The organism is Mumia quercus, assembly GCF_025506335.1.
GTDB lineage: Bacteria > Actinomycetota > Actinomycetes > Propionibacteriales > Nocardioidaceae > Mumia > Mumia quercus.
Genome location: NZ_JANZYO010000002.1, coordinates 527502 through 550251, shown reverse-complemented (window position 1 = coordinate 550251; position 22750 = coordinate 527502). Strand labels below are relative to the sequence as shown.

Below are 22750 nucleotides of genomic sequence, written 5' to 3'. Positions count from 1 at the left end.
CTTTCACCCGTCCTTTTGCGTGTCGGTACGCGGTCGGTAGCCGCCTTCGCCGAAGTCCTCGTACCGGATGTCTTCTGGGGGAATGCCTGCGGCCACGAGCTGCGAGACCGTGGCCTCGATCATCGCTCGCGAGCCGCACACCAGGGCGCGGTAGCCGCGCCAGCCGCCGCGGGAGACGGCGACGTCACCGACCGTGCCGTGCCGGCCGGGATAGGTCGCGTCGTCGGAGACCGCGGTGTCGTAGGAGAACCAGGGCCGGTCGGCGAGCGCGTTCATCGCGACCTCGTCGTACAGGTTCCAGGGCATCCGCGCACCGTGGAAGAGGTGGACCTTCGGGCCTCGGCCGGTGGCGAGCCAGTGGCGGTCGACCTGCTCGGCGACCGCCTTGAGAGGCGCGAGCCCGGTGCCGCCGGCGACGAGGAGCAGGTCCTGGGACATGTCGTCGACCGTGAGCGCGGTGCCGACGGCTGCGCTCAGCCGCAACGTGTCGCCCACCCGCACGTCCTTGACCATCGCGCTGCTGACCTGACCACCGTCGACGATCTGGACGTGCACCTCGAGGGTGCCGTCCTCGCGCGGGGCGTTGGCGGGCGAGTAGTAGCGCCACAGGCGGGGACGCTGTGGGACCTCGATCGCCACGGACTGTCCGGGCTGGTACGGCAGGGGCTGCTCGGGCCGCAGCTGGAGGACGGCGACGTCGAGCGTACGACGGTCGGCCGCCACGACCTCGGCGTTCCACCACGAGGGCGTGGTCTTGGCCGACTCCTCGGCACCCTGGACCATCGTCTTCGCGATCACGCCGTACGCGGTGGCCCAGTCGTTGGCGAGCTCGTCGGTCCACTGGTCACCGAGGAAGTGCTTCAGTGTGGCGAGGAGCGAGCCGCCGACCGCGTTGTACTGGTCGGGATCGACCCGGAACCGGCGGTGGTCGCTCCCCAGCTGGCCGAGCAGCGGAGCGACGGTGTCGAACTGGTCGACGTTGCTCACCACCGTGCCTAGCGCCGTGACCAGCTTGTCCCGCTGCGCCGACATGGAGACGGGGAACATGCTGCGCACCTCGGGGTGCGACAAGAAGAGGTGGGAATAGAAGAAGAGGGGGACGTCGTCGCCGCTCTTGGCGACGTACGCCCAGCTCTCCTTGAGTGCTGCAGGATCCACGGGCTCAGCTCTGCTGGCTGACGATGTCGGGTTGAACGGCCGTGAGGGTTTCGCCGAGGGAGGCCAGGATGTCGTCTGGGACGCCTGCCTCGACGAGGACGCCGACCAGGTGCTCGACCACGCGGCCGTACGCCTCCGGCGTGATGTCGAGACCCGCGTGCGCGTCGCGCAGCTCGCGTCCCTCGTACGACACCGGGCCGCCGAGGAGGTGCGAGATCAGCTGAACCTGGTGGCGCTTGAGGTTCGTCAGGTCGCTGTCGGTGAAGTACGGCGCGAGCGTGGGATCGGCCATCACGCGCTCGTAGAAGCGGTCGACGACGACGCGTACAGCGGCGCCCCCGCCGACGCGCGCGTAGGGCGACTGCTCGTCCTGGACAGTGTCGACGTCGGTCATCGTGGTGCTCCCGTCTGCGCGGTCGACTCCTTCTGCGACGCACGCGGTGTCGGCGCTTGTATACCAGCCGGATCGGTCCGCGGTAAAGGCTGCGAGCGAGGCGCCTGAAGGCGTCCGCGACATTTCCTGACACGCCGTCGATCTGGCGGGGCCGCCACCTGCGGCGTCACCAGCGGGCCGGTTTGCCCTGTGAGATCGGTCACATTTTGCATGCCCTGCGCGATCGGCGCGCGGGGCGGAAATGTGCTTGAACCGCTCGGTAAGGTGACGAAGTGCCGGCGTGCCCAGAGGTGGCCGCCGGGTGATGAAGGTGGACAGGAGAGCGACGTGCGGGACGCAGGAAGCGAGGCGGCCGTCTTGGCCTGCTTGGGCTCCGGCGCCGTCCTCTCGACCTCGGCCTCCTGACTCCCTCGCGAGCGGGCCGGGTCGAGCGTCTTCGCATCCCGTCCACGCCTTTCGAGAGTGAGTTCTCCCATGCAGTCCCTGACCCCTCAGCAGATCCGCGCGTCCTTCGTCAACGCCTCGCGCCGTGAGGCCGCCCAGGCGCCCCTTCCTCCGCACCTCGACGACCTCGCCTGGGAGGACCACGACGTTCTCGGCTGGGTCGACCCGAAGAGCCCGAGGCGCGCCTACGTCGTGGTGCCGACAGGGGAGCGTGTCGTCGGCCTGCTCCTCCGTACGACGAACCCGTCCGCGCAGCGTCCGGCGATCTGCACGTGGTGCGAGGACGTGAAGGAGACCGAGGACGTCGTGCTGTACGTCGCGAAGCGGGCGGGGGCCGCCGGCCGCAACGGCGACACCGTCGGCACGCTGCTCCATGCGGACCTGTCGTGCTCGCGGCACGCGCGACGCCGTCCAGGCCGCTCCGAGGGCGCCGGCGATCCCGAGGCTTTCATCGCCCGACGGGTCGCGGGGCTCCGTGACCGCTCGGCGCGGTTCGCGGAGCGCGTGCTGCGGGCGGACTAGTGCTCTCGTCGGTGTGGGGGCGCGGTGGCGCGAGCATCGCCATGACGGTGGTCGTCACCAGTCGCGGCGCGTCCTCAGCGGAGACCGACCCGTGGTGCACGGCGGTCGCCGCCGTGTGGAGGATGCTCTGGATGGTCGTGACCTGCCAGTCGAGCGGCAGGTCGCGCCGGAAGTCGCCGCTGCGTCGCCCGCGTCGGAGCAATGCCTTGGTGCGGTCGAGCTGGGCGATGTGAGCCTGCTGGAACCGCTCGGGGGACAGGGCCTGCTCGGCGGCCTGCACGAGGCCGCCGTACCGGTAGGTGACGCGCAGCGAGGCATCCAGCAGGCGCTCCATGGCCGGCGACGGGTCGCCGGTGACGTCGACGGCTCCGAGCGTGGCCTCGGCGTCGCGCAGGGCGCGGTCGACCACCTCGGCGACAAGGGCTGCGCGCGACGGGAAGTGGCCGTAGAGCGTCATGCGGCCCACGCCCGCCGCCTTGGCGATCGCGTTCATGCTGACGTCGGGGTCCGCGGCGAGGCTCTGTGTCGCGGCCTCGACGATCGTGGCGATGTTGCGCAGCGCGTCTGCCCGTCGCGGGGCAGACGCCTCCTGGACTCCGTCGACCATCTCGGCTCCTTCACTGAACGACCGTTCGCGACGCAGCCATGATAACTCGTACTCCCGGGTCCAGGTTCGTGCTACCGTCATCTCGTACATTCGAGTACGACTTAGGGGGAACGATGGACCGGAGCCACGACGCGGGTGCCGTCGCCGTCTCGACCGTGCAGCATCCCTGGTGGAAGCGGCCCGGCTGGGCCTTCACACGCCACTACCTGGAGATGATCGCCGCCATGCTCCTGGGCATGGTGACGCTGTACCCGCTGTGGACGCTGGCGACGGCGTCCGCAGAGTCGGCGTGGCTCCAGCGCGCCGACGTGGAGACCACCGTCATGGCGACCGCGATGGCCGCGCCGATGGTTGCGTGGATGGTCGTCCGGGGCCATGCCTTCCGGCCGGTCGTCGAGATGACGCTCGCCATGTACGCGGGGTTCTGGGTGCTCTACCCCCTGCTGTGGGCCGCTGTCCTGGGCGAGATGGGCGTCATGATGATCGGCCACGTCCTCATGCCTGTCTTCATGCTCCTTGCGATGCTGCTGCGCTTCGGCGAGTACGCGCACGTCCACCACTGACCGACGCTGACGCGTCGCGCCGGCGTCCGCGTGGGGTTAGGTTGCTGGGAGTCGACGGCAGGGGGAGACACGTGGCGGACGGCGACAGGCGGCTGCGTGCGCTGGTGATCGAGGACGACCCCGACGCCGCGAACTTCGCCCGCCTCGCGCTGACCCGCCTGGCGGGGATGGACGTCGAGCTCGCGAGGGACGCGGACGAGGCGGTCGCCGCGCTCGAGCAGAGGTCGTTCGACGTGGTCGTCAGCGACATCGAGCTGCCCGGGCTGTCAGGACTCGCGATCCTGCCGCGCCTGCGTGAGCTCGCGCCGGGGATCCCGGTCGTGATCTTGACCGCCCACGGCGTCGTCTCCTACGCCGTCGAGGCGCTGCGGCGTGACGCGGACGAGTTCCTGGTCAAACCGGTCCCCCCAGCCGACCTGGCACGTCGGGTCGACGAGGTCGCGCGGGAGGGCCTGGCGCGACGCGCGCGTGCACGTGAGACCGTGCTCGCCGTCGGGGCACATCCCGACGACATCGAGATCGGTGTCGGCGCCACCCTCGCCGCGCACGCGGCGGCCGGGGACGAGACCGTCATCCTCACGCTGTCGGGGGGCGCGGTCGGCGGCGAGGTCGATGCCAGGCACGAGGAGGCGCTCGCCGCGGCCGGCGTCATCGGGGCTCGACTCGTGCACCTCGACTTCGCCGACACCCACCTCGACCCCGCGAGCGGGCTGATCACCGCGATCGAAGAGGTCGTGGCGGACGTCGACCCCCAGCGCGTCTACACCCACAGCACGCACGACCGCCACCAGGACCACCGCGCCGTCCACCAGGCCGTCGAGGTGGCCACGAGGACGGTGCCCGGCGTGTGGTGCTTCCAGAGCCCGTCGGCGACGGTCGACTTCCGCCCGAACCGTTTCATCGACGTGGAGGGCTTCGTCGAGACGAAGCTCCGCATGCTCGCCGCGTACGCCTCCCAGTCCCACCGTGACTACATGGCGCCCGACCTCGTACGGGCGACGGCTCGCTACTGGTCGCGGTTCATGACCGCCCGGGAGGCCGAGCCGCTGGAGACCGTACGGGCGGCCGAGCTGATCGGGTCCCCTGCGGTGCTCACCGAGCTCTCCGGGGTCCACACGTGAGCGGACGCCCCTCCCTCGGCGACGGCTTCGGGCACGATCTGGGACGGCTGGTCAGGAGTCAGATCGACACAGGGGTGCTGGGCGCGCGCGAGCTGCCGTTCACGGTGGTGTTTGCGATCACGGTCACCGCCGTGCTCCTCGCCGACGACGTTCTCGGTCCGGTCTCGCTGCTGATCTCGGTGCTCCTCGCCGCCCTTGTCCAGGCGGTCGCGGCAGTCGGCCTGGTGCGTCGCTGGCCGCCTCGAGTGGGCCTCGTGTTCCCGCTCCTCCAGATCGTCGCGCTCGTGCTCTTCGCGTACGCCACCGGCTACGACCGTGGTCTCTTCGTCGGGCTGCTCTTCCTTCCCGTGATCAACCTCGCCCTGCAGCCGGGTCGCGCCGGTGTCGTGCTCGGCACGCTGGCGGTCGCGGTGCTGGTCTTCTTGCCCCCCGGGAGCGGAGCCACGCGCGAGCGCCTCGAGAACAGGATCGGAGGCGTCATCCTCGTCATCTGCGTCTTCCTGGTCGCTGCCGGCGCTTCGGCCGTCACGACCAGGCTGCGCGCGCAGGCCGACGCGCTCGCGGAGAGCCGTGACCGCGCGAAAGCCCTCGGTGACCGTGTCGAGGCGGCGCGGGCCGTGCTCGCCAGCATCGTCGACGCAGCCACCGAGCAGCTGGTGATCGCCACGGACCAGGACGGGCGGGTCCTCCTCGCGAGCCCTGGCGCGAGCACGCTCCTCCGTTCGCCCGACGTGACGAGGGTCGGTGCGTCGATCCTCCCGTACTTCTCCGAGGAAGAGCTGCGTGACGTCGCCGCTCAGCGTGGGATCCCGGACGCGCCGGCCGACCGGATGCGGATCATCGTCGGGGCGGCGGCGCACGGACGCACCGAGCAACGGGACTGGACCCTCGTCCGCGCCGACGGCAGCACGTTTCCCGCCGGCGTGATCGTCTTGCGCAGGCCGTCGCTCGACGAGCCGCTGCAGGACGGGTACCTCATCGTCGCCACCGACATCACCGAGAGGCGCAAGGTCGAACAGCTGCAAGACGAGTTCATCGGCCTGGTGAGCCACGAGCTGCGCACACCGCTCGCCTCGATCCTGGGTTATGTCGACCTCCTCCTGCTCGACGAGTCGCTCTCCGACGAGCAGGTCGGCCAGCTCGCCGTGATCGCGCGCAACGCCCGCAGGCTGCTCCGTCTCGTGGAGGACCTGCTGCTCAGCGGACAGGTCGCTGCGGGGACGTTCCAGCTGCACGGAGAGCACGTCGACGTCGGCGACATCGTTCGGGCCTCGGTCACCAGCCTGCGTCTCAATGCGGAGGCGGCGGGGGTCACGGTGGCCGTCGACGCACCCGTTCCCGTGCCGCTGCGGTCCGATGCCGAGCGCCTCGACCAGGTCATCGAGAACCTGGTCGCCAACGCCATCAAGTTCAGCGCGCGCGGTGCGACCGTCGACATCTCGGTCCGCCCGCTCGACGGGGGTGCGCGGGTCGTCGTGTCCGACACAGGTATCGGCATGACTGCGCGCGAGCTCGAGCAGGTGCGCACTCCCTTCTTCCGTGCCGACGAGGCGAGCCGCGGCCGGGTGCGGGGCGTCGGCCTCGGTCTGTCGGTCACCGACGCGATCGTCGCCGCGCACGGCGGGACCATGACGTTCGTGAGTGCGCCCGGGGAGGGGACGACCGTCACCGTCGACCTTCCTGACCTCCCCACACCGACGCCAGAACGGTCCAGTCCGCCGCGTCCAGCAGCGAGTACGGAGTGACGTTCACGGCGGCGATGCCATTGGTGCCCGCGCCCCTTAGCGCGACCTCGAACGTCTCGGGAGCGATCGTCCGTCGTGTGCCGTCAGCGTTGCGGCCTTCTGCCCAGACACCGACCGAGACGATGAGGCGCGTCATGTCGTAGCCCGCGCCGCGCAGCGCCGCCGTGAGGGCCTGCACCGAGGACGGCGCGCGAGCCGGGAGGCCCACGTACGCCCAGAGCTGGAGGCGCAGGTCGCGCACGGAGGACAGCAGCTGGGCGTAACCGTGCCCGTTGTACGGGCTGCCCGTCGCAGGCGCGTCCCAGTCGACGCGCACGTCGAGCACGAGCCCGATCTTGCGCCCCTCGCCGTCGCGGACGTCGTCGAGCGCGTCGCGCATCCGGTTGAGGACCCCCGCGATCACCGCGGTCCGCCAGCGACCGATCAGTGGAGAGGCAGTGTCGATGGCGCCGTCGCCAGTGCGGGGCCAGTCGGCCTCGCCGGTCATCTTCTTGTAGAGCGCGAGGTCGTCGTCCCCGAACGTGTACGCGCTGAAGTAGAGCTCGGTGATTTCGATCGCCGCCGGGTCGTAGCGGTCGCCGAGCTCGGCCACGTAGTCGACCAGGCGGTCGCCGACCTCGCCCTCGGCCAGCTGGGACGCCGAGGCGCTGTAGGCGCTGCGCTTCCCCTCGGCGGAGACCCCCGCGACCGACGGATCGGAGGCGATCCAGTTCGGGATGAAGGCGTCGGCGATGAGGTTGACGGCGCGCTGCCGCCCGTCGGGGGACTCGTAAAGCCCGCGTGCGGCGACGGCCAGGTGGTCGGTGCCCGCCTCCGCTGCGGCGTCCGGGTGAGCGTCCCAGTCGAACGCGGTGAACTCGACGCGGCCGGCGTTGAGGTTCAAGGCGTCGGCGTTCGCGTCGGCGAGCTGCTCGGAGACCTCGGCCCAGTCGGTGTCCGGGTCGGTGACGACACCGAAGTCGATGCTCACCGAACGGATCTCGCTGGGCAGCGGGTCGGGCCGCAGCGGAGGGATGACCACTGCCGCGTCGTCGTCGGGCGTCAGGCGAAGCACGGCAACCACGACGGCCACGACGGTGAGGACCGCAAGGACGCTCAGGACGAAGATCCGGTACGGCCGACCAGGCCGCTCACCGAAACCGTGCCAGTCCGGCTGAGCTTGTTCCATCGGTTGTCGGCTCCCTTCAGCTCGAGCCAGACGGCCCACAGCATCACGAGGCTCATCAGGGCGGAGTAGACGGGCCAGATCGGCAATGTCCACGCGAAGCGGAGGTCGCGCGGGGTCCGGTCGAGGAAGACGGCGACGAGCAGCAGGGCGACGGCGAGGGGGAGGCCGAGGACCGCGCCCGCCTGCCACAGCGTCGTCGGTGCGGTCGTCTCGCCCCCGAGCAGGAGGAGTGCGGCGACCGCGATCGTCCCGGCGACCTGCAGGAACGGCACGACGACCTGCGAGACGACGGTGTAGAGGAGGAACATCCCGAAAGCCCCGAGGTCGAGGTCGCCGATCATCGCGTGGTGGCGTCGGCTCACCTGGAGGAGACCGCGTGCCCACCGCACGCGCTGCTTCCACAACGCTGCAGGCGTCGAGGGGGACTCGGCGTAGAGGACGGCGTACGGCGCGAAGGCCACACGGTAGCCCGCGCCGTAGACGCGCCACGTGAGCTCGAGGTCCTCGCCGACGGTGTCGGTGCGCACGTCACCGATCATCGCCAGCACGTCTCGGCGGTAGGCGCCGATGTTGCCGGAGACGATCGGCAGGCAGTGCAGCTCGTGGAGGGCGCGGCGCATCAGGCCCGTACCGAGATGACCGATGAGGGCGAGGAAGCGCGTCTGGACGCGGTCGAGGTTCACCGTACGGTCGTTGCCGCAGACGGCGCCGATGTCGGAGTGGCGGAACCCCTTCAGCATCCGGGTGATGGTGTGCGGCTGGAAGAGTCCGTCCGCGTCGACGAGGAGGAGGACGGTGCCGCAGGCACGGGCGATGCCGGTGTTGAGCGCGGCGCCCTTGCCGGCGTTGGGCTGGGTGAGGGCCGTGACGTGAGTGGACTCGGCGGCGATCTCGCGCGCCACCGCGTACGTGCCGTCCGTGGACCCGTCGTCCACGCAGATCACCTCGTACGAGGGGTACCGGCTCTGGAGGATCGAGCGCAGGCAGTTCCCCAGGACGACCTCCTCGTTGTACGCCGGGACGACGATGCTGACCAGCGGCGGTGAGTCGAAGATCGTGTCGACGTCGACCGGCACGGTGTCGTCGGGCCGACGGTGCCGCTTCTCGAACACCAGCGCGAACGGGGTCAGCGCGAGCCGGAAGAACCCTGACAGGAGCAGGGTCAGGCTGATGACGGTGACGAAGGCGGCGAGGATCGCGGTCACGGCGTCGGCCGGACCCAGTCGTCGAGCACGTGGTCCAAGAGCTCCGGGGCGTGGGCAGAGAGGGCCCCGAAGCGCGCGTTGACCTCCAGGACGTACGGAGCGCCTGCGCCGTCGCGGCGTACGTCCATGTCGACCGGCCCGACGAGCCCGAGCGCCTCGACGGTGGACACCGCGAGCGCGGCGACGTCCGGTGCTGCTCCGTCCGCCAGCCGGACGGCTCCGGCGGCGTTGCCGACCCGTCCTTCCTTGAGCGCGGTCTTCTCGAGAACCACGACGGTCGTACGACCGTCGTGCGGTGACCGGTACGCCTGCGGGGCGTACTCGGCTCCGTCGACGAACCCCTGGACGACCCAGGAGGCGTCCGTGGAGGGCCACTCGAAGTCGTCGGGCTTCTCCACCACGGTGACGCCCCGCCCGCCGCGCGAGACCCGGGGTTTGACGACCACGGGCCCGCCCGCCCAGCCGAGCGCGTCGGCGCTGGTCGCGAAGTCCGTCGTCACGGCGTGCGTGGGCACGGAGATCCCTGCGGCGGCCAGCGCCCACATCGTGAGCAGCTTGTCTGCGGCGACGCCGGAGGGCCGGGCGCCGGAGAGGACGACCGAGGCGCCAGGGGCCGCGACGGCTGACAGCAGCCCGGCGAGCACGGCCGCCTGGGGCAGCTCGTCCTGGACCGTCGGGACCACGAGATCGGGGCGGAACCGCGCGACCGACGCCCGCATCGCCGGGGCGTACGCGGGGTCGACGGCGGCCGGGACGAGGGCGGTCTCGTCGAACGCCGTCCCGTCGAGGGGGCGTACGTCGACGCCGATCGCGCGGAGGTCATGGCCGTTCAGGCGCCGCTCCGCGAGCTGGCGCCCGAGGGAGGCGCCCGCGGGACCACCGGCGCCGGTCACGAGGACCGTGGTCATGCGTCGGAGTCTGCCACCGTCTGCGGGCCTGCGCCGGGGACCTGGAGCGACGCCGGCAACCCGAACGCCGTGAGGTCTGCCTCCAGGAACGCGACGACCTCGGTCACCCGCCCGCCCTCGACGGTGAGGACGTCCAGCCCACCGGGGCGGAACACCTCGAGGCCGGCGTCGTACAGGTACGTCCCGAACGCGAGCTGCCCGTTGGCGGTGGTCGGGAGGAACCGCCAGGACTCCCGGATCGGCCCGCTGCGCAGGAACGCGGTCACGTCGCGCAGGCCCCCGTACCACTGCGGAAGCGGAGGCATCGAGTAGCGGACGTCGTCGGCGAGCAGCGCCACGATCCGGTCGACGTCGCCCGCCTCCCACGCGCGGGCGTACCGGTCCGCCAGCGCGCGCACGTCCTCGTCCGCGGGGGAGCGGGGCAGCCCGCCCGCGACCGCTGCCCTGGCCCGCTGGAGCGCGCTGTTCACCGCGGCGACGCTCACGTCGAGGATGCCTGCGACCTCGGCCGCCCGGAAGGCGAGCACGTCGCGGAGCAGCAGGACCGCGCGCTGCGAGGCAGGGAGGTGCTGCAGCGCGGCCACGAACGCCAGCCGCACGGTCTCGCGGTCCAGGGCACGCTCCTCAGGCGTCACCTGGGTCCAGCTGCTGGGCAGCGGCTCCAGCCACGCCACCTCCGCCTCGGCGCCGTCGAGGGCGACCGGGAGCTCGCGGCGCGCGCGTCGTTCGGCGAGGGTCAGGCAGCGGTTGGTGGCGATGCGGTACAGCCAGGCACGGAGGTGACGTCCGTCGAAGCGCCCGAGCCCGTGCCAGGCCCGCACCAACGTCTCCTGCTCGGCGTCCGCGGCGTCGGCGGTCGAGCCGAGCATCCGGTAGCAGTGCAGGCGCAGCTCGCGACGGTGCGGCCCGACGAGGCGGGCGAAGGCATCCTCGTCACCCGCGCGGGCTCGCGCGAGGTCGCCGTCGTCACCGGCGGCGTCGGCGCGATGAGTCTCGTCGTTGCGCGGGGTTCCTTCCACGACAGCAGACTCTCAGAGAGAAGGCCCCACGATGGACCACGAATCCGACATCCGCTTCCTCATCACCCGCTGGATCGACGCCGTCGACCGGGGGACCGACCTCGACGCGGTGGTCGCCGACCACACCGACGACGTCATGATGTACGACGTCCCCCCGCCGTACGAGGGCAACCGCGGCCTTGCGGCGTACCGCGACTCGTGGCCCGAGTTCCTCGCCTGGCAGCGCGCGGACGGCCAGTTCGTCCTGGAGTCGTTGGAGGTGACGGCAGGCGAGGACGTCGCGTTCGCCCACGCCCTGCTGGTGTGCCGGTCGACGACGGCCGACGGCGAGCACCCGGACCAACGGTTGCGCCTCACCCTCGGCCTTCGCCGCGTCGACGGGCGGTGGCTCCTCGCGCACGAGCACCACTCGTTCACCGACGACAGCGCCTGGCGCAACCGCGAGGGCGAGGAGGCGGTCGCCGCCATCCTGCGGCGGTGGCACGACGACACGGCCGCGAAGGACCTCGACGGCCTGATGGCCGACGTCGCGCCGGACGTGGTGTCGTACGAGCACGAGGGGCCGCTCGTGCTGCCCGACCTCGAGGCCGTGCGCGAGAGCTGCCGACGGGGACTCGACGCGACGGAGGGCAAGGTCGACTTCACCGTTGTCGACCCGCAGATCGTGGTCCGCGACGACCTCGCCGTGGTGTGGGGGCTCGACCGCGTGACGATCCCTCAGCCTGAGGGCGACACGGCAGTGACCTCGCGGGGGACCCGGGTGTTCCGGCGACGGGGCGGCGCCTGGGTGCTCGTCCACCAGCACCTCTCGTTCCCGCAGGGCGGTGACGACCGCGCTCCCTAGACTGACGAGATGTCACGGACAGACGCTGCCTCGGTCGTGATCCCGAGGCGCTGGTGCAGTGGCTCCCGGGGGCCGGTCTCGCGTCCTCCCTGGAGAACCTCTCCCGGTACGTGACGGCGCACGGCTGACCGTTCTGCCACGCTGGGGCGATGGGGGAGACCGAGGTCGTTCTCATCGGCTTGCTGGTGGCGGTCGCCGGTCTGGGTGCGCTCGCGCAGCGCATCGCGGTGCCGTACCCGATCGTGCTCGTCGTCGGCGGCGCCCTCCTCGGCTTCGTGCCGGGGCTGCCAGAGATCGTGCTCGACCCCGACATGGTGCTCGTCCTCTTCCTGCCGCCGCTGCTCTACAAGGCGGCCATCTACGCCAACATCGGTGACTTCCGGGCCAACGTGCGCGGACTGCTGTTCAGCACGGTCGCGCTCGTCCTCGTCACCATGTGCGTGGTCGCGTGGGTCGCGCACGCGCTGATCCCGGACCTCCCGTGGTCGGCCGCGTTCGTCCTCGGGGCGATCGTGTCGCCGACCGACGCGGTGGCCGCGGCGACCGTGATGCGCAGGCTCGACGTCCCGCGACGTCTGCTCAGCGCCATCGAGGGGGAAGGGCTGTTCAACGACGCGACGGCGCTCGTCGCCTACCGGGTCGCCGTCGCGGCGGTCGTCGCCGGGAGCTTCTCGCTCGTCGACGCGGGTGGGGAGTTCGTGCTGGGCGCGGTCGGGGGAGTCACGATCGGGCTCGCGGTCGGCTTCGTCGCGGCGCTGATCCGGCGCTACGTCACCGATCCTCAGCTGAGCGTGACGATCTCCCTGCTCACCGGGTACGCGGCGTTCGTCCCGGCGGACGCCGTCGAAGCCTCCGGGGTGCTCGCTGTCGTCACCGCGGGGCTCTACATGGGGATCCGCGCTCCGCAGATCCTGCCCGAGTCGCAGACTCGGCTCCAGGGCTACTTCGTGTGGGACCTGCTCGACTTCCTCATCAACGCCCTCCTGTTCGTGCTGATCGGGCTGCAGCTGCGCACCGTCGTCGACGAGCTCTCGGGCTACTCCGTCGGCGCTCTGGTCGGCTACGGGATCGCCGTGGCCGGCGCGGTGGTGCTGGTACGCCTCGTCTGGTTCTTCACGGTCCCGTACCTGATCCGCGCGATCGACCGCCGACCGTCGCAGCGGGCCCGTCGCGTCGACGCGCGCTGGCGGCTGGTGATGGCGTGGAGCGGGATGCGCGGCGCCGTCTCGCTCGCCGTCGCGCTGTCCCTGCCGCTCGCCGTCGAGCAGGGTGACGCGTTCCCTCATCGCGACCTGCTGATCTTCCTCACCTTCACGGTCATCTTCATGACGCTCGTGGTGCAGGGCCTCACGCTGTCACCGCTGATCCGCGTCCTGGGCGTGAGCGACGGGGGAGCGGACTCCGAGGAGGAGGTGCGCGGCCGGCTGTCGGCCGCACAGGCGGCGCTCGCCGAGATCGACCGGCTGGCCGAGGAGCGCTGGACCCGCGACGACTCCGTCGAGCGGATGCGGGCGATGTACGCCTACCGCGAGGCCCGCTTTGCCGCACGTGCCGGTGCGATCGAGGACGAGGGGTACGAGGAGCGCAGCGCCGCGTACCAGCAGATGGTGCGGCGCGTGCTCGCCGCGCAGCGCGCCGCGCTCTTGCGGCTGCGGCACGAGGGCGAGCTCTCGAACGAGGCGATGAACCGGATCCTGCGCGACCTCGACCTGGAGGAGACCCGCCTGGACCGGTGAGAGCGGTGCAGCGCGTGCCCCGTGCGTCGGGCGCGACGGTCTGACGCACGGGGCACGCTCATCGGCGCGGGCAGGTCACGGCATGACCGGGAGCCGCCAGCAGTCCGAGGTTGCCCGCTTGCCCTGGAGGCGGTCGGTGAGCCAGCCGATCGCCTGGCCCTGGTCCTCGATCATCGGGAGGAAGTGGTTGGGCAGGACGAGCCCGTTCCCGAGGTTCGGCAGATAGATCGGCTCGTACGTCACGGTGGCCCGCTTGGCGCACCAGTCGACCGCCAGCTGCCGGGCCTGCCGGTGCGGGACGGTGTCGTCGGCCACGCCGGTCGCGATCCGCACCGGGGCGTTCGGCTTGATCCGACCGATCCGCTGCGCGTCGACTGCGGCCGTCACCGCGGGCTCGCGTGCGATGACGTCACCGAGCGAGATGCCGTCCTTGGTCCAGCTCTTGGTCTTGGTGAAGCCGTAGGCGAAGATCCCGTCACCGACGCACCGCGTCGCCACGTCGGCGAGCGCGGCGCGCCCCTTGTCGTTGATGTAGCGGTCGACGATCGGCTGCAGAGCCGGCACCGACTGGACGAGCCCGTTCACGGTCCACCCCGCCGCCGCGGCGAGCGCGCTGCCGTCGATGCCGGGCAGGACCTTCACGAGGTCGGCCGGCGGTGCGCCCGCGTACACGCCGGCGAGGATGACGTCGGGTGCGTACGCGGGCTGGAGCTCGGCCGCCGACGCCGTCGCGCCTCCGCCCTGGCTGTAGCCGTACAGGCCGACGGGGGAGGAGGCGGTGAGCGAGGTGCCGCTGAGGGAGCGGGCCGCGCGGACGGCGTCGAGGACGGCGTGGCCCTCGTCGACTCGGTTCACGTAGGTGTGGAGCCGGTCGGTCGCGCCGAGACCCACGTAGTCGGTGACCGCCACCGCGATGCCCTTGGCGAGGAGACGGTACGTCGCGAGGTTCTCGTAGCCGACCGACACCGTGCCCTCGGTGAGGTTGAGCGAGGCCGGGTTCTCGAGCGCCAGCGACGCCGCGCACTGGTCACCCTGGCCCATGGTCCCCGGGGCGAGGACGACGAGCGGGCGGGGACCGCCTCCGGTCCAGCGGGCCGCGGGCTCGATGTACGCCCCCGTCACCGCGACCGGCTGGCCGCTGGAGTCGGTCGACTTGTACATCAGGCGGGTCGCTGTCCCCGGGAGCGGGCCGGTGAGCCCCGGGAGGCGCAGCCCGAGCTGCAGCGGCTCGCTGCGGATGACGGTGCCGTTGGCCGACGGCAGGGTCGACGGTGGGTTGTAGAACGTCGGGATGGTGATGCCCCGGGACACCACCGGGGCGTCGTCGGCCGCCGACGCCGGGGCCTGGAGACCCACGAGGGCAAGTGCGGACAAGGCCGCGACCACGAGAGAACTGCGCAGCTGCTTCATGAGTGGCTCGCTTCGGAGTGCCGTCACACCTGTTTGCAACGACGTTGACGGGGAATGTAGTGGCCGCGCGTCGCCCCCGCAACCGGTGTCACCGCGCGGGGACCGGCGAGGCGGCGAAGGTGAGGCAGGCGCGCCCACCGGGGAGACCGTGGGGTGCCGCCTCGTGGGCGCGGGCACGCCCCAGGTTCCACTCGAGCCAGTCGCCGGTGGTGGTACGGCCGACCACCACGCACGGCTGCAGCGCCGGCGGGAGCGCCGCGAGGACCGGCGTCGCATCGGCGGACAGACTGTTGAGGTAGTACCAGTCGATCTTGCCGGTGGCCCGGTACCGTTCGATGTTGCGCTCCGCGACGTACGCGTCGGGGTTGAGCATCGCCAGCGCCAGCAGCGTGGTCGCGCCGGTCAGCAGTGCGGCCCGCGGCACCCATGCGCCCGACAGCCTGATCCCCGCGACGAGCACGAGCAGGACCACGACGCCGAGCCAGCCCTCGAAGAACGAGACCAGCAGCCGCAGAGTGGTGTACCCGTACGCTTCCTCGTAGATGTCCATCCGGTGCAGCGCCGAGGCCACGACCACCAGCGCCAGCACGCACAGCACGCCCAGCACCAGCCGCAGCAGCAGGCGGTCCCTGGCCGTGGCGCGAGGAGCCTTGCGCGCGGCCACGGCGACGACGGCGAGCGTGAGGACGGTCGCGAGCGTGAGCTGCGCGAAGCCCTGGTGGACGTACTCGGCGTACGTGAGCCCGGTCGTACGCCGGACGTAGTCGTGTCCGCCGAACATCACCGTGAGCTGCGCGACGACGAAGAGCGCGAAGACGGCGACGACCAGCGTCACCGGGACCAGCCATTCGAAGCGCCGCGTCACGGGCGCGTCCGGCAGCACGGCCAGGCGGGCGACCCGCGGCGGGTTGAGCGCGACGTAGACGCCCGCCAACGTCAGGCCCCCGATCGCGAGCACCACGAAGACCCGTAGCGGCGCGCCGTCGAGCGTGAGGTCGGGGACGAGCGCGTCCATCCAGCGGGCGAAGACCGCGTCGGCGGAGGCGAAGAGGGCGCCGAAGACGACGACCGCGAGGACGGACAGCACGACCGTCCGGACGATCGGCGCCCACGTGCGCGAGCGGGGCGCCTCGGCGAGCGAACGGCCCAACCAGGGGAGACCGCGCAACGCCGCCAGCGGGACCGCGGCCATCGACGCGGCGATCCCCGGCACGGAGCGTCCGCCCGCCAGCGCCGTGGCACCGACGGCGAACGCGGCGAGCAGGCAGAGCACGCCCACCCACTCCGCGGCGCGGAGGAACAGAGGCGTCAGCAGGAGGAGGCTCAGCGTGGCCGACGCGAGGTGGTACGGACGGCGGATCCGGTCGTCGGCGACCGCGACGACGACGCACACGCAGGCGAGCACGAGGAACGTGCCGATCCCGATCGTCCGGAACGGCAGGACGACGGCGGCGAGCACACCGACGGCCCCGGCGGCCGCGACCAGGCGAGGGCGCGCGCGCACGTCCCGGTCGGGCCACAGGTTCCCGAAGAGGACGTCGAGCATCGGCTCGGTCGAGGGGGTCGACGGCCTCGGAAAACGCGGGTACGCAGACGAGCTCACGCGGGGGTTCCTTCCTGAAGGTGACGGGGAAGACAGGCACGGATGCGGCAACCGGTCGCAGTGTCGGCGACCTCGATCGAGCCGCCGTGGAGGTCGGTGACCCAACGGGCGATCGCGAGCCCGAGACCGGTGCCGCCGTCGTGCGGCGCGACGCCGGAGCCGGTGGTGAACCGCTCGAAGACGGCCGCACGCTCCGCGGGGGCGATGCCGGGTCCGTCGTCGGCGACCTCCAGCACGGTCCCGCGGTCGTCGGTGTGCGCCCGGACGTGCACGGTGCCGCGCTCCGGACTGTGGCGCGCCGCATTGTCGAGCAGGTTGGCGACGAGCTGGTGCAGGCGGGCACGGTCGGCCCGTACGAGCAGGTCGGGCGGCTCGACGGCGACCTCGAACCGCACCGGTCGCCCGGCGAGCGCCGCCTCGCGTACCGCGTCCTCGAGGAACGGGAGGACCTCCATCGGACGCGCGTCCAGGGCGCTGAGCCCGGAGTCGACGCGCGAGAGGTCGAGCAGGTCGGAGACGAGGTGGCTGAGGCGCTCGGTCTGCGCGAGCGCGGTCCGCAGCTGCGCGGGGTCGGGGTCGACGACACCGTCGGCAAGGTTCTCCAGCAGCGCCCGCAGCGCGGTGACCGGCGTCCGGAGCTCGTGGGAGACGTTCGCGACCAGCTCGCGGCGCTGGCGGTCGACGGCCTGGAGGTCGGCCGCCATCGTGTTGAAGGCACGCGCGAGCTCGCCGACCTCGTCGCGCGAGGAGGCGGTCACCCGGCGCGAGTAGTCGCCGGTCGCCATCGTCCGGGCCGCGGCCGTCATCTCTCGCAGCGGCGAGGTCATGCCGCGGGCGAGCAGCTGGGTGAGGAGCAGGGCGACCGCCACCGTGACCGGCACGGTGACGACAGGGTTGAGACCGAGCCGCGAGCCCGCCAGCGGCAGGACGGCGGCGACCGCGACGGTCACGGCGACGAGGACGCCGAGCTTGGTCTTGATCGAGCGCAACCGGTCCAGCGGCCTCACGGCGCGACCTCCAGGGCGTACCCGACCCCGTGGACCGTACGGACGACGTCCGCGCCGAGCTTGCCGCGCAGCGAGCGGACGTGGCTGTCGACCGTACGGGTGCCCGCGGCGTCGGGCCAGTCCCACACGTCGGTGAGCAGCCGTTCGCGGCTGAGGACGGTGCCGGGTGCGGCGGCGAGGCAAACGAGCAGGTCGAACTCGGTCGGTGTCAGGTGGACGAGCTCGCCGTCGCGGCGGACCTGGCGGCGAGCGCGGTCGATCCGCAGCGGACCGACCTGGAGCGCGTCCGGGGCGGCGCTCGTGAGGACGGCAGCCCGTTCGACCCGCCGCAGCAGGGCGCGTACGCGGGCGACCAGCTCGCGCATGCTGAACGGCTTGGTGAGGTAGTCGTCGGCTCCGACGCCGAGCCCGACGAGCACGTCGGTCTCGTCGTCGCGGGCGGTCAGCATGAGGACGGGGACGGGACGCTCGGCCTGCACTCGGCGGCACACCTCGTGACCGTCGAAGCCCGGCAGCATCACGTCGAGCACGACCACGTCGGGCGGCCACGCGGCAGCGGTGGCGACGGCGCTGGGGCCGTCGTACTCCGACCGGACGTCGAACCCTTCGGCGACGAGCCTGTCCACGACGGACTGATTGATGACACGCTCGTCCTCGACCACCAGGATGCGTGCTGCCGCGTTGTCCATCTCATGAGCGTAGGAGCGCGGCTGCGCAGATGGCGCCGAGAAGGTGTGAAGATCCTGTGCAGGTTGACAGGGCTGCCTACGCTCTCGGCATGAGCCGCCTGCGTCGTCGCCTCGTCATCGTTGCCGGCACCGTCGCGCTGTCGGGCACCTTGGCGGTCGCGGCCGCCAACGCCGTCGTCCTCAAACGCTCCGACGGGTGGACCACTGCCGATCCGGAGGAGCTGCCGCACGCGCAGGTCGCGATCGTCCCGGGGTCGTGGGTCATGGCGGACGGGCGGCTCGGTGCCGTGGTGCAGCAGCGTGTCGACGCGGCGGTGGACCTCTACCGCTCCGGGAAGGTCGACAAGATCCTCGTCTCCGGCGACAACCGCACCCACGCGTACAACGAGCCGGACGCGATGCGCGACGCCGCGCTGGCCGCGGGGGTCGCACCCGAGGACGTCTTCACCGACTACGCGGGGCGCAGCACATGGCACACGATGCGCCGCGCGCGCGAGGTCTTCCGCGTCGACGAGGCCGTCGTGGTCACGCAGGACTTCCACGTGGCGCGCTCGGTCGACCTCGGGCGTGCGGCGGGGATGGACGTGCACGGTCTCGCCGTGGGTCACGCGAACCGGCTGCGGGTGGATGCGCGCGAGGTCGCGGCACGCGTACGCGGCCTGGGCGAGGCGACGCTGCGCCCGGACGTGGTGCTCGGCCCGCCGATCCCGATCACCGGGGACGGCCGCACGTCCTGGGCGCAGCAGTGACGCCTCGCGCGACGCTCAGGTGACGTCGCGCCGCCTGACGACGACGAGCACGAGAACCACGAGGCCGACGCAGTACGCGAGGACGGTCGCGAGCGCCTGGCCTCCGGACAGCACGTCGAGGACGCCCGGGGTCTCGTTGGGGTTCGTGGCGACGTCGACGAGCGCGCCCACCAGCGAGCCGCCGGCCGTGCCCGGCAGCACCTCCGTCACCGCCTCGACCGGCCCGAGCAGGGCGCCGACGCCTCGGAGCAGGTTTTCCACGACGAGCGCCCAGACCAGGCCCAGCCCGACGGCCAGCGCCGGGCCCCGCGCCACCGTACCCAAGGCGTAGCCGATCAGGGCCCACATCTCGAGCACCAGGAAGCCACCGGCGAACGATTCGGCGAGCGCGCCTGCCGACGGCCAGGCGAGAGCCTGCGACTCCGTCGCCGTGACGAGGAGCGAGACACCGGTGAACAGCACCAGCGTCAGCGCCAGGATGCCGACGACCGTGACCGTGAGGGCGGTGAGCGAGCCGCCCACGGTCGCCGTGCGCGACGGCCCCTGCGTGAAGACGGTCTTCCACGTGCCCCAGCCGTACCCGTTGCCGGCCACGATCGCGCCGAGCACCAGCGCGAGCGCCCCTCCGAACATCGGCAGACCCTGCACCAGCACGGTCGGCAGCGCCGCCGGGAGCATCTCGGCGAGCAGCTGGTCCCGGGTGTCGCCGTCGCCGGCGAAGCTGAGGTCGCCCGTCCGGTACGACAGGTAGGGGAACAGGTAGCCGAACACCAGGGCGAGCGCGACCCACACGGCCACCGTCACCCACACCGCCGGCCACTTCCGCATCCGCAGCATCTCCGCCCGCGTGCTCCGGGCGACCGGGTTCTCCACCAACGTGGTCATGCTGCCTTCTCCTTCGTCGTGGGTGCCTCGCTGGTCATCTCGAAGAAGACCTCCTCGAGGCTGCGTTCGGTGGGGGACACCTCGTGGACGTCGACCCCTGCGGTGACCAGGTCGCGCACCAGCGCGGGGGCACCGTCGGCCGTCATCGCGAGCTCGAGCCCGAGAGGCGTCCGACGTACGGCGTCCTCGCCGGCGACCCTCATCGCCACCGCGATCGCCGTGTCCTCCGGCGTCGCCCGGACGCGCAGGCTCGCCTCGCCGCGCAGCTCGTCGACACGCGCCTCCCGCAGCAGGCGACCGCCGTTGATGACGCCCACCCGGTCACAGATCTCCTGGACCTCCGTGAGCAGGTGGCTCGACAGGAGCACGGTCTGCCCGCCGCGCGCGAGGGAGAACACGAGGGCACGCATGTCGGCCATGCCCGCCGGGTCGAGCCCGTTGGTGGGCTCGTCGAGGACGATCAGCTCCGGGTCGCCCATGAGCGCCGACGCCACGCCGAGCCGCTGCTTCATGCCGAGCGAGTACGCCTTGAACGTGTCGCCCGCGCGGTCCGTGAGGTCCACCCGTGCCAGCGCGGCCTCGACGGCGTTCTCACCGAGGCCTCGGTAACGGGCCATCACCCGGAGGTTGTCGCGTCCTGAGAGGTACGGGAAGAAGCCCGGCCCCTCGACGAGCGCGCCCACGCGGGCGGTCACGTCAGGACGTCCAGCCGTCGTTCCCAAGACGCTCGCCGTGCCGGCCGTCGGCCGGATCAGTCCGAGCATCATCCGCAGGGTCGTCGTCTTGCCGGCCCCGTTCGGGCCGAGGAATCCGTAGACCTCGCCCCGTCGTACGGTCATGCTGACCGAGTCCACGGCGAGCCGGTCGCCGTACCTCTTGGTCAACCCGTCTGTCTGCACCACCAGATCGTTCATGGGCTCCACGGTGGTCGCCGTACGGCCGTGACGCGTCCGCCCCGACGCGGCAGTGCCGTACGCGGATCTGCGTACGCCGGAGCCTCGCGTGGTCGTACGCCTCCGGGCTCGGCGCGTTCTATCCTCGGCCCGTGAGCGACCGGTGGAGGGACCTGACGCACGCTCCCGCCTGGTGGCCGTGGACCGTGCTGATCGTGGTGCTGTTCGGGACCTTCGCCGCCAACCGTGAGGCAGGCGCCGGTCACGGCGAGGTCCTCGGTGCCGTCCTCGTCGCCGCGCTCGCCGTCGTGCCGGGCGTGCTCCCCGTACGGCCCGAGCTCGCGCTCCTCGCGAGCGGCCTCTGCACGGCGGTGTACTTCGGTGCGGGGTTCGCGGACGGGCCGGTCTTCCTCGCGCTGCCGACCGTCACCTTCGTGGTCGCGCTGCGGACGCGTTCGGCGCGCTGGATCCCGTGGGCCGCGGGCGCCGCGCTGGTCGCGGCGGGTGCGCTGCTGAGCCGGGCCCTCGCGACCGACAGCATCCGGACGCAGGAGGTCTGGCAGGCGATCGGTCTTGTCGCCGTCGTCGCGGCGGCGGGTGCGGTCGCGGTCGCGGTGAGCCAGCTCCAGGCCTCGCGTGCCGACCGGACCGCCCGTGCCGCGACGGAGGAGCGGCTGCGGATGGCGCAGGACCTGCACGACGGCGTCGGCCACGGGCTCGCGGTGATCGCGATGCAGGCGGGCGTCGCGCTCCACGTGCTCGACCGCGACCCGGACAAGGCGCGCGCGAGCCTCGAGGCGATCCGCGCGACGAGCCGTGAGTCGCTGGACGCGCTCCGCACGGAGCTCGGGCGCATGGCCGGCCGCGACGCCGTACGCCGGCCCGCGCGCGGGATCGGCGACCTCGATGCGCTGATCGAACGCGTGCGTGCCGGGGGCATCGAGGTCGTGCGCACCGGAGGTGCCGAGGTGGTCGACGAACGCGTCGGCGAGGTGGCCTACGCGGTCACGCAGGAGGCGCTGACGAACGTCCTGCGCCACGCCGAGGCCACGCGGGCCGTCGTCGACCTCGCCCTGGTCGACGGGGCGCTCGTGCTGACGGTGACCGACGACGGACGCGGTGGACCGACCTCCGGCAAGGATGAGGGCATGGGGATCCCCGGCATGCGCGCACGGGTCGCCGAGATCGGCGGCACGCTCGACGTCGGCCCGGCCGACGGATCGGGTCTGCGCGTCCGAGCGACGCTGCCGGAGCACCTGTGATCAGGGTGGCGCTGGTCGACGACCAGCCGCTGGTCCGGATGGGCCTGGCCACCCTGGTCGAGACCGAGCCGGACCTCGTGCTCGTAGGCGAGGCCGTCGACGGCCGCGACGGGCTGGCGCTGATCCGGCGGACCCGTCCCGACGTCGTCCTCTGCGACATCCGGATGCCGGTGCTCGACGGCCTGGCGCTGCTCGCCGAGGTGACCCGCGACCAGGCGCTCGACGACGTACGGGTGGTGATGCTGACGACCTTCGAGCTCGACGAGTACGTCTTCGAGGCGCTGCGCAACGGCGCCAGCGGCTTCCTCCTGAAGGACGCCGAGCCGACGGCGCTGCTGGACGGCATCCGCGTGGTGGCCGCCGGCGGGTCGCTGCTCGCACCGTCGGTGACGCGCACCGTGATCGAGCGGTTCAGCGGGGGACCGGCCGCTGCGCGTCCGCACCCGCAGCTGGGAGCGCTCACCGAGCGCGAGCGCGAGATCCTCGGCTGGGTCGCCACCGGGCGCTCCAACCAGGAGATCGCCGACGCCCTGGTGGTCAGCCCGGACACGGTCCGCACCCACGTCAGCCGCGCGATGGTGAAGCTGCAGGCGCGCGACCGGGCGCAGCTGGTGGTGTTCGCGATCGAGTCCGGCCTCGGGCGCTGACGCCGATATTCGGGTGACAGCCCGGGCCGTCGTCCGTACGGTGGCGTCCATGTTGATCACCTCCGCGCTGGCCGGCGCGTACGCGTGCGCCCCCTCGGCGCGCCTGCGCCGCGCCTGACGGCGCAGTCCCTCACCTGACCGCGCCGTCCTCCCGGATGCCCACGCACCCGG

22 protein-coding genes are annotated in these 22750 nt (G+C 72.1%); 9 read left to right on the top strand and 13 right to left on the bottom strand.

Annotation, left to right across the window (positions count from 1 at the left end):
* Positions 1-3: 3 nt before the first annotated feature.
* The gene (locus NYZ95_RS20355) at positions 4-1158 is read right to left on the bottom strand and encodes a globin domain-containing protein (protein WP_262849738.1); all 1155 of its coding nucleotides are present in this window, start codon (positions 1156-1158) and stop codon (positions 4-6) included.
* Positions 1159-1162: 4 nt separating this feature from the next.
* Positions 1163-1552, bottom strand: a complete 390-nt coding sequence (locus NYZ95_RS06000; RefSeq protein WP_262849736.1) for a group I truncated hemoglobin — start codon at positions 1550-1552, stop codon at positions 1163-1165.
* A gap of 474 nt (positions 1553-2026) precedes the next feature.
* Here NYZ95_RS06000 and NYZ95_RS05995 point away from each other — a divergent pair, with 474 nt between their 5' ends.
* A complete protein-coding gene (locus NYZ95_RS05995; RefSeq protein ID WP_262849734.1) occupies positions 2027-2518 on the top strand; it encodes an FBP domain-containing protein in 492 nt (163 codons plus the stop codon).
* Here NYZ95_RS05995 and NYZ95_RS05990 read toward each other — a convergent pair.
* The gene (locus NYZ95_RS05990; protein WP_262849732.1) at positions 2445-3206 is read right to left on the bottom strand and encodes a TetR/AcrR family transcriptional regulator; all 762 of its coding nucleotides are present in this window, start codon (positions 3204-3206) and stop codon (positions 2445-2447) included. The two genes, NYZ95_RS05995 and NYZ95_RS05990, sit on opposite strands and share 74 nt — an antisense overlap.
* Positions 3207-3238: 32 nt before the next feature.
* Between NYZ95_RS05990 and NYZ95_RS05985 the strand changes: the two genes are divergently transcribed.
* The 3 genes from NYZ95_RS05985 to NYZ95_RS20350 all read left to right on the top strand — a co-directional run bounded on the left by NYZ95_RS05985 (position 3239) and on the right by NYZ95_RS20350 (position 6554).
* Positions 3239-3688, top strand: a complete 450-nt coding sequence (locus NYZ95_RS05985; protein WP_262849730.1) for a hypothetical protein — start codon at positions 3239-3241, stop codon at positions 3686-3688.
* A 71-nt stretch (positions 3689-3759) separates the two neighbouring features.
* Complete coding sequence (locus NYZ95_RS05980; protein WP_262849728.1) at positions 3760-4809, top strand: response regulator; 1050 nt, start codon at positions 3760-3762, stop codon at positions 4807-4809.
* On the top strand, positions 4806-6554 hold the full coding sequence (locus NYZ95_RS20350) for a sensor histidine kinase (RefSeq protein ID WP_262849726.1): 1749 nt from the start codon (positions 4806-4808) through the stop codon (positions 6552-6554). The genes NYZ95_RS05980 and NYZ95_RS20350 overlap by 4 nt, the downstream gene beginning before the upstream one ends.
* Here NYZ95_RS20350 and NYZ95_RS05970 read toward each other — a convergent pair.
* From NYZ95_RS05970 to NYZ95_RS05955, 4 genes are read right to left on the bottom strand one after another with little or no spacing between them, the layout of a single operon-like run.
* Entirely contained in the window at positions 6475-7722 is a 1248-nt protein-coding gene (locus NYZ95_RS05970; RefSeq protein WP_262849724.1) for a hypothetical protein, read from the bottom strand. The two genes, NYZ95_RS20350 and NYZ95_RS05970, sit on opposite strands and share 80 nt — an antisense overlap.
* Positions 7650-8927 carry a glycosyltransferase family 2 protein gene (locus tag NYZ95_RS05965; protein WP_262849722.1) on the bottom strand — a complete coding sequence of 426 codons (1278 nt, stop codon included), beginning with the start codon at positions 8925-8927 and terminating at the stop codon, positions 7650-7652. Before NYZ95_RS05965 ends, NYZ95_RS05970 begins: the two co-directional genes overlap by 73 nt.
* Positions 8924-9835, bottom strand: coding sequence for an ATP-grasp domain-containing protein (locus tag NYZ95_RS05960; protein ID WP_262849720.1), 912 nt, complete (start codon positions 9833-9835; stop codon positions 8924-8926). The genes NYZ95_RS05965 and NYZ95_RS05960 overlap by 4 nt, the downstream gene beginning before the upstream one ends.
* The gene (locus NYZ95_RS05955; protein ID WP_262849718.1) at positions 9832-10854 is read right to left on the bottom strand and encodes an RNA polymerase subunit sigma-70; all 1023 of its coding nucleotides are present in this window, start codon (positions 10852-10854) and stop codon (positions 9832-9834) included. The genes NYZ95_RS05960 and NYZ95_RS05955 overlap by 4 nt, the downstream gene beginning before the upstream one ends.
* A gap of 31 nt (positions 10855-10885) precedes the next feature.
* Here NYZ95_RS05955 and NYZ95_RS05950 point away from each other — a divergent pair, with 31 nt between their 5' ends.
* Both NYZ95_RS05950 and NYZ95_RS05945 read left to right on the top strand, forming a co-directional pair.
* Positions 10886-11698 (top strand): nuclear transport factor 2 family protein, encoded by an 813-nt coding sequence (locus NYZ95_RS05950; protein WP_262849716.1) that lies wholly within the window; start codon positions 10886-10888, stop codon positions 11696-11698.
* 149 nt (positions 11699-11847) lie between these two features.
* A complete protein-coding gene (locus NYZ95_RS05945) occupies positions 11848-13434 on the top strand; it encodes a Na+/H+ antiporter (RefSeq protein ID WP_262849714.1) in 1587 nt (528 codons plus the stop codon).
* A gap of 75 nt (positions 13435-13509) precedes the next feature.
* Here the strand turns inward: NYZ95_RS05945 and NYZ95_RS05940 are convergent, their stop codons facing one another.
* The 4 genes from NYZ95_RS05940 to NYZ95_RS05925 all read right to left on the bottom strand — a co-directional run bounded on the left by NYZ95_RS05940 (position 13510) and on the right by NYZ95_RS05925 (position 18143).
* Positions 13510-14844, bottom strand: coding sequence for a lipase family protein (locus NYZ95_RS05940; protein WP_262849712.1), 1335 nt, complete (start codon positions 14842-14844; stop codon positions 13510-13512).
* An 88-nt stretch (positions 14845-14932) separates the two neighbouring features.
* Positions 14933-16447: a DUF4153 domain-containing protein gene (locus NYZ95_RS20345; RefSeq protein WP_262849710.1), complete on the bottom strand. Its 1515-nt coding sequence runs from the start codon at positions 16445-16447 to the stop codon at positions 14933-14935.
* Positions 16444-17454 carry a HAMP domain-containing sensor histidine kinase gene (locus tag NYZ95_RS05930; protein WP_262849708.1) on the bottom strand — a complete coding sequence of 337 codons (1011 nt, stop codon included), beginning with the start codon at positions 17452-17454 and terminating at the stop codon, positions 16444-16446. The genes NYZ95_RS20345 and NYZ95_RS05930 overlap by 4 nt, the downstream gene beginning before the upstream one ends.
* Positions 17451-18143, bottom strand: coding sequence for a response regulator transcription factor (locus NYZ95_RS05925; RefSeq protein ID WP_262849706.1), 693 nt, complete (start codon positions 18141-18143; stop codon positions 17451-17453). Before NYZ95_RS05925 ends, NYZ95_RS05930 begins: the two co-directional genes overlap by 4 nt.
* A gap of 89 nt (positions 18144-18232) precedes the next feature.
* Here NYZ95_RS05925 and NYZ95_RS05920 point away from each other — a divergent pair, with 89 nt between their 5' ends.
* Positions 18233-18892 (top strand): SanA/YdcF family protein, encoded by a 660-nt coding sequence (locus tag NYZ95_RS05920; protein WP_262849704.1) that lies wholly within the window; start codon positions 18233-18235, stop codon positions 18890-18892.
* Between the two features lie 15 nt (positions 18893-18907).
* Here NYZ95_RS05920 and NYZ95_RS05915 read toward each other — a convergent pair whose 3' ends face one another.
* Together NYZ95_RS05915 and NYZ95_RS05910 are read right to left on the bottom strand one after the other, a co-directional pair.
* On the bottom strand, positions 18908-19777 hold the full coding sequence (locus NYZ95_RS05915; RefSeq protein WP_262849702.1) for an ABC transporter permease: 870 nt from the start codon (positions 19775-19777) through the stop codon (positions 18908-18910).
* The gene (locus tag NYZ95_RS05910; protein ID WP_262849700.1) at positions 19774-20691 is read right to left on the bottom strand and encodes an ATP-binding cassette domain-containing protein; all 918 of its coding nucleotides are present in this window, start codon (positions 20689-20691) and stop codon (positions 19774-19776) included. The genes NYZ95_RS05915 and NYZ95_RS05910 overlap by 4 nt, the downstream gene beginning before the upstream one ends.
* 131 nt (positions 20692-20822) lie before the next feature.
* Here NYZ95_RS05910 and NYZ95_RS20340 point away from each other — a divergent pair, with 131 nt between their 5' ends.
* Together NYZ95_RS20340 and NYZ95_RS05900 are read left to right on the top strand one after the other, a co-directional pair.
* A complete protein-coding gene (locus NYZ95_RS20340; protein WP_262849698.1) occupies positions 20823-21932 on the top strand; it encodes a sensor histidine kinase in 1110 nt (369 codons plus the stop codon).
* The gene (locus tag NYZ95_RS05900) at positions 21929-22579 is read left to right on the top strand and encodes a response regulator (protein WP_262849696.1); all 651 of its coding nucleotides are present in this window, start codon (positions 21929-21931) and stop codon (positions 22577-22579) included. Before NYZ95_RS20340 ends, NYZ95_RS05900 begins: the two co-directional genes overlap by 4 nt.
* Positions 22580-22750 lie beyond the last annotated feature (171 nt).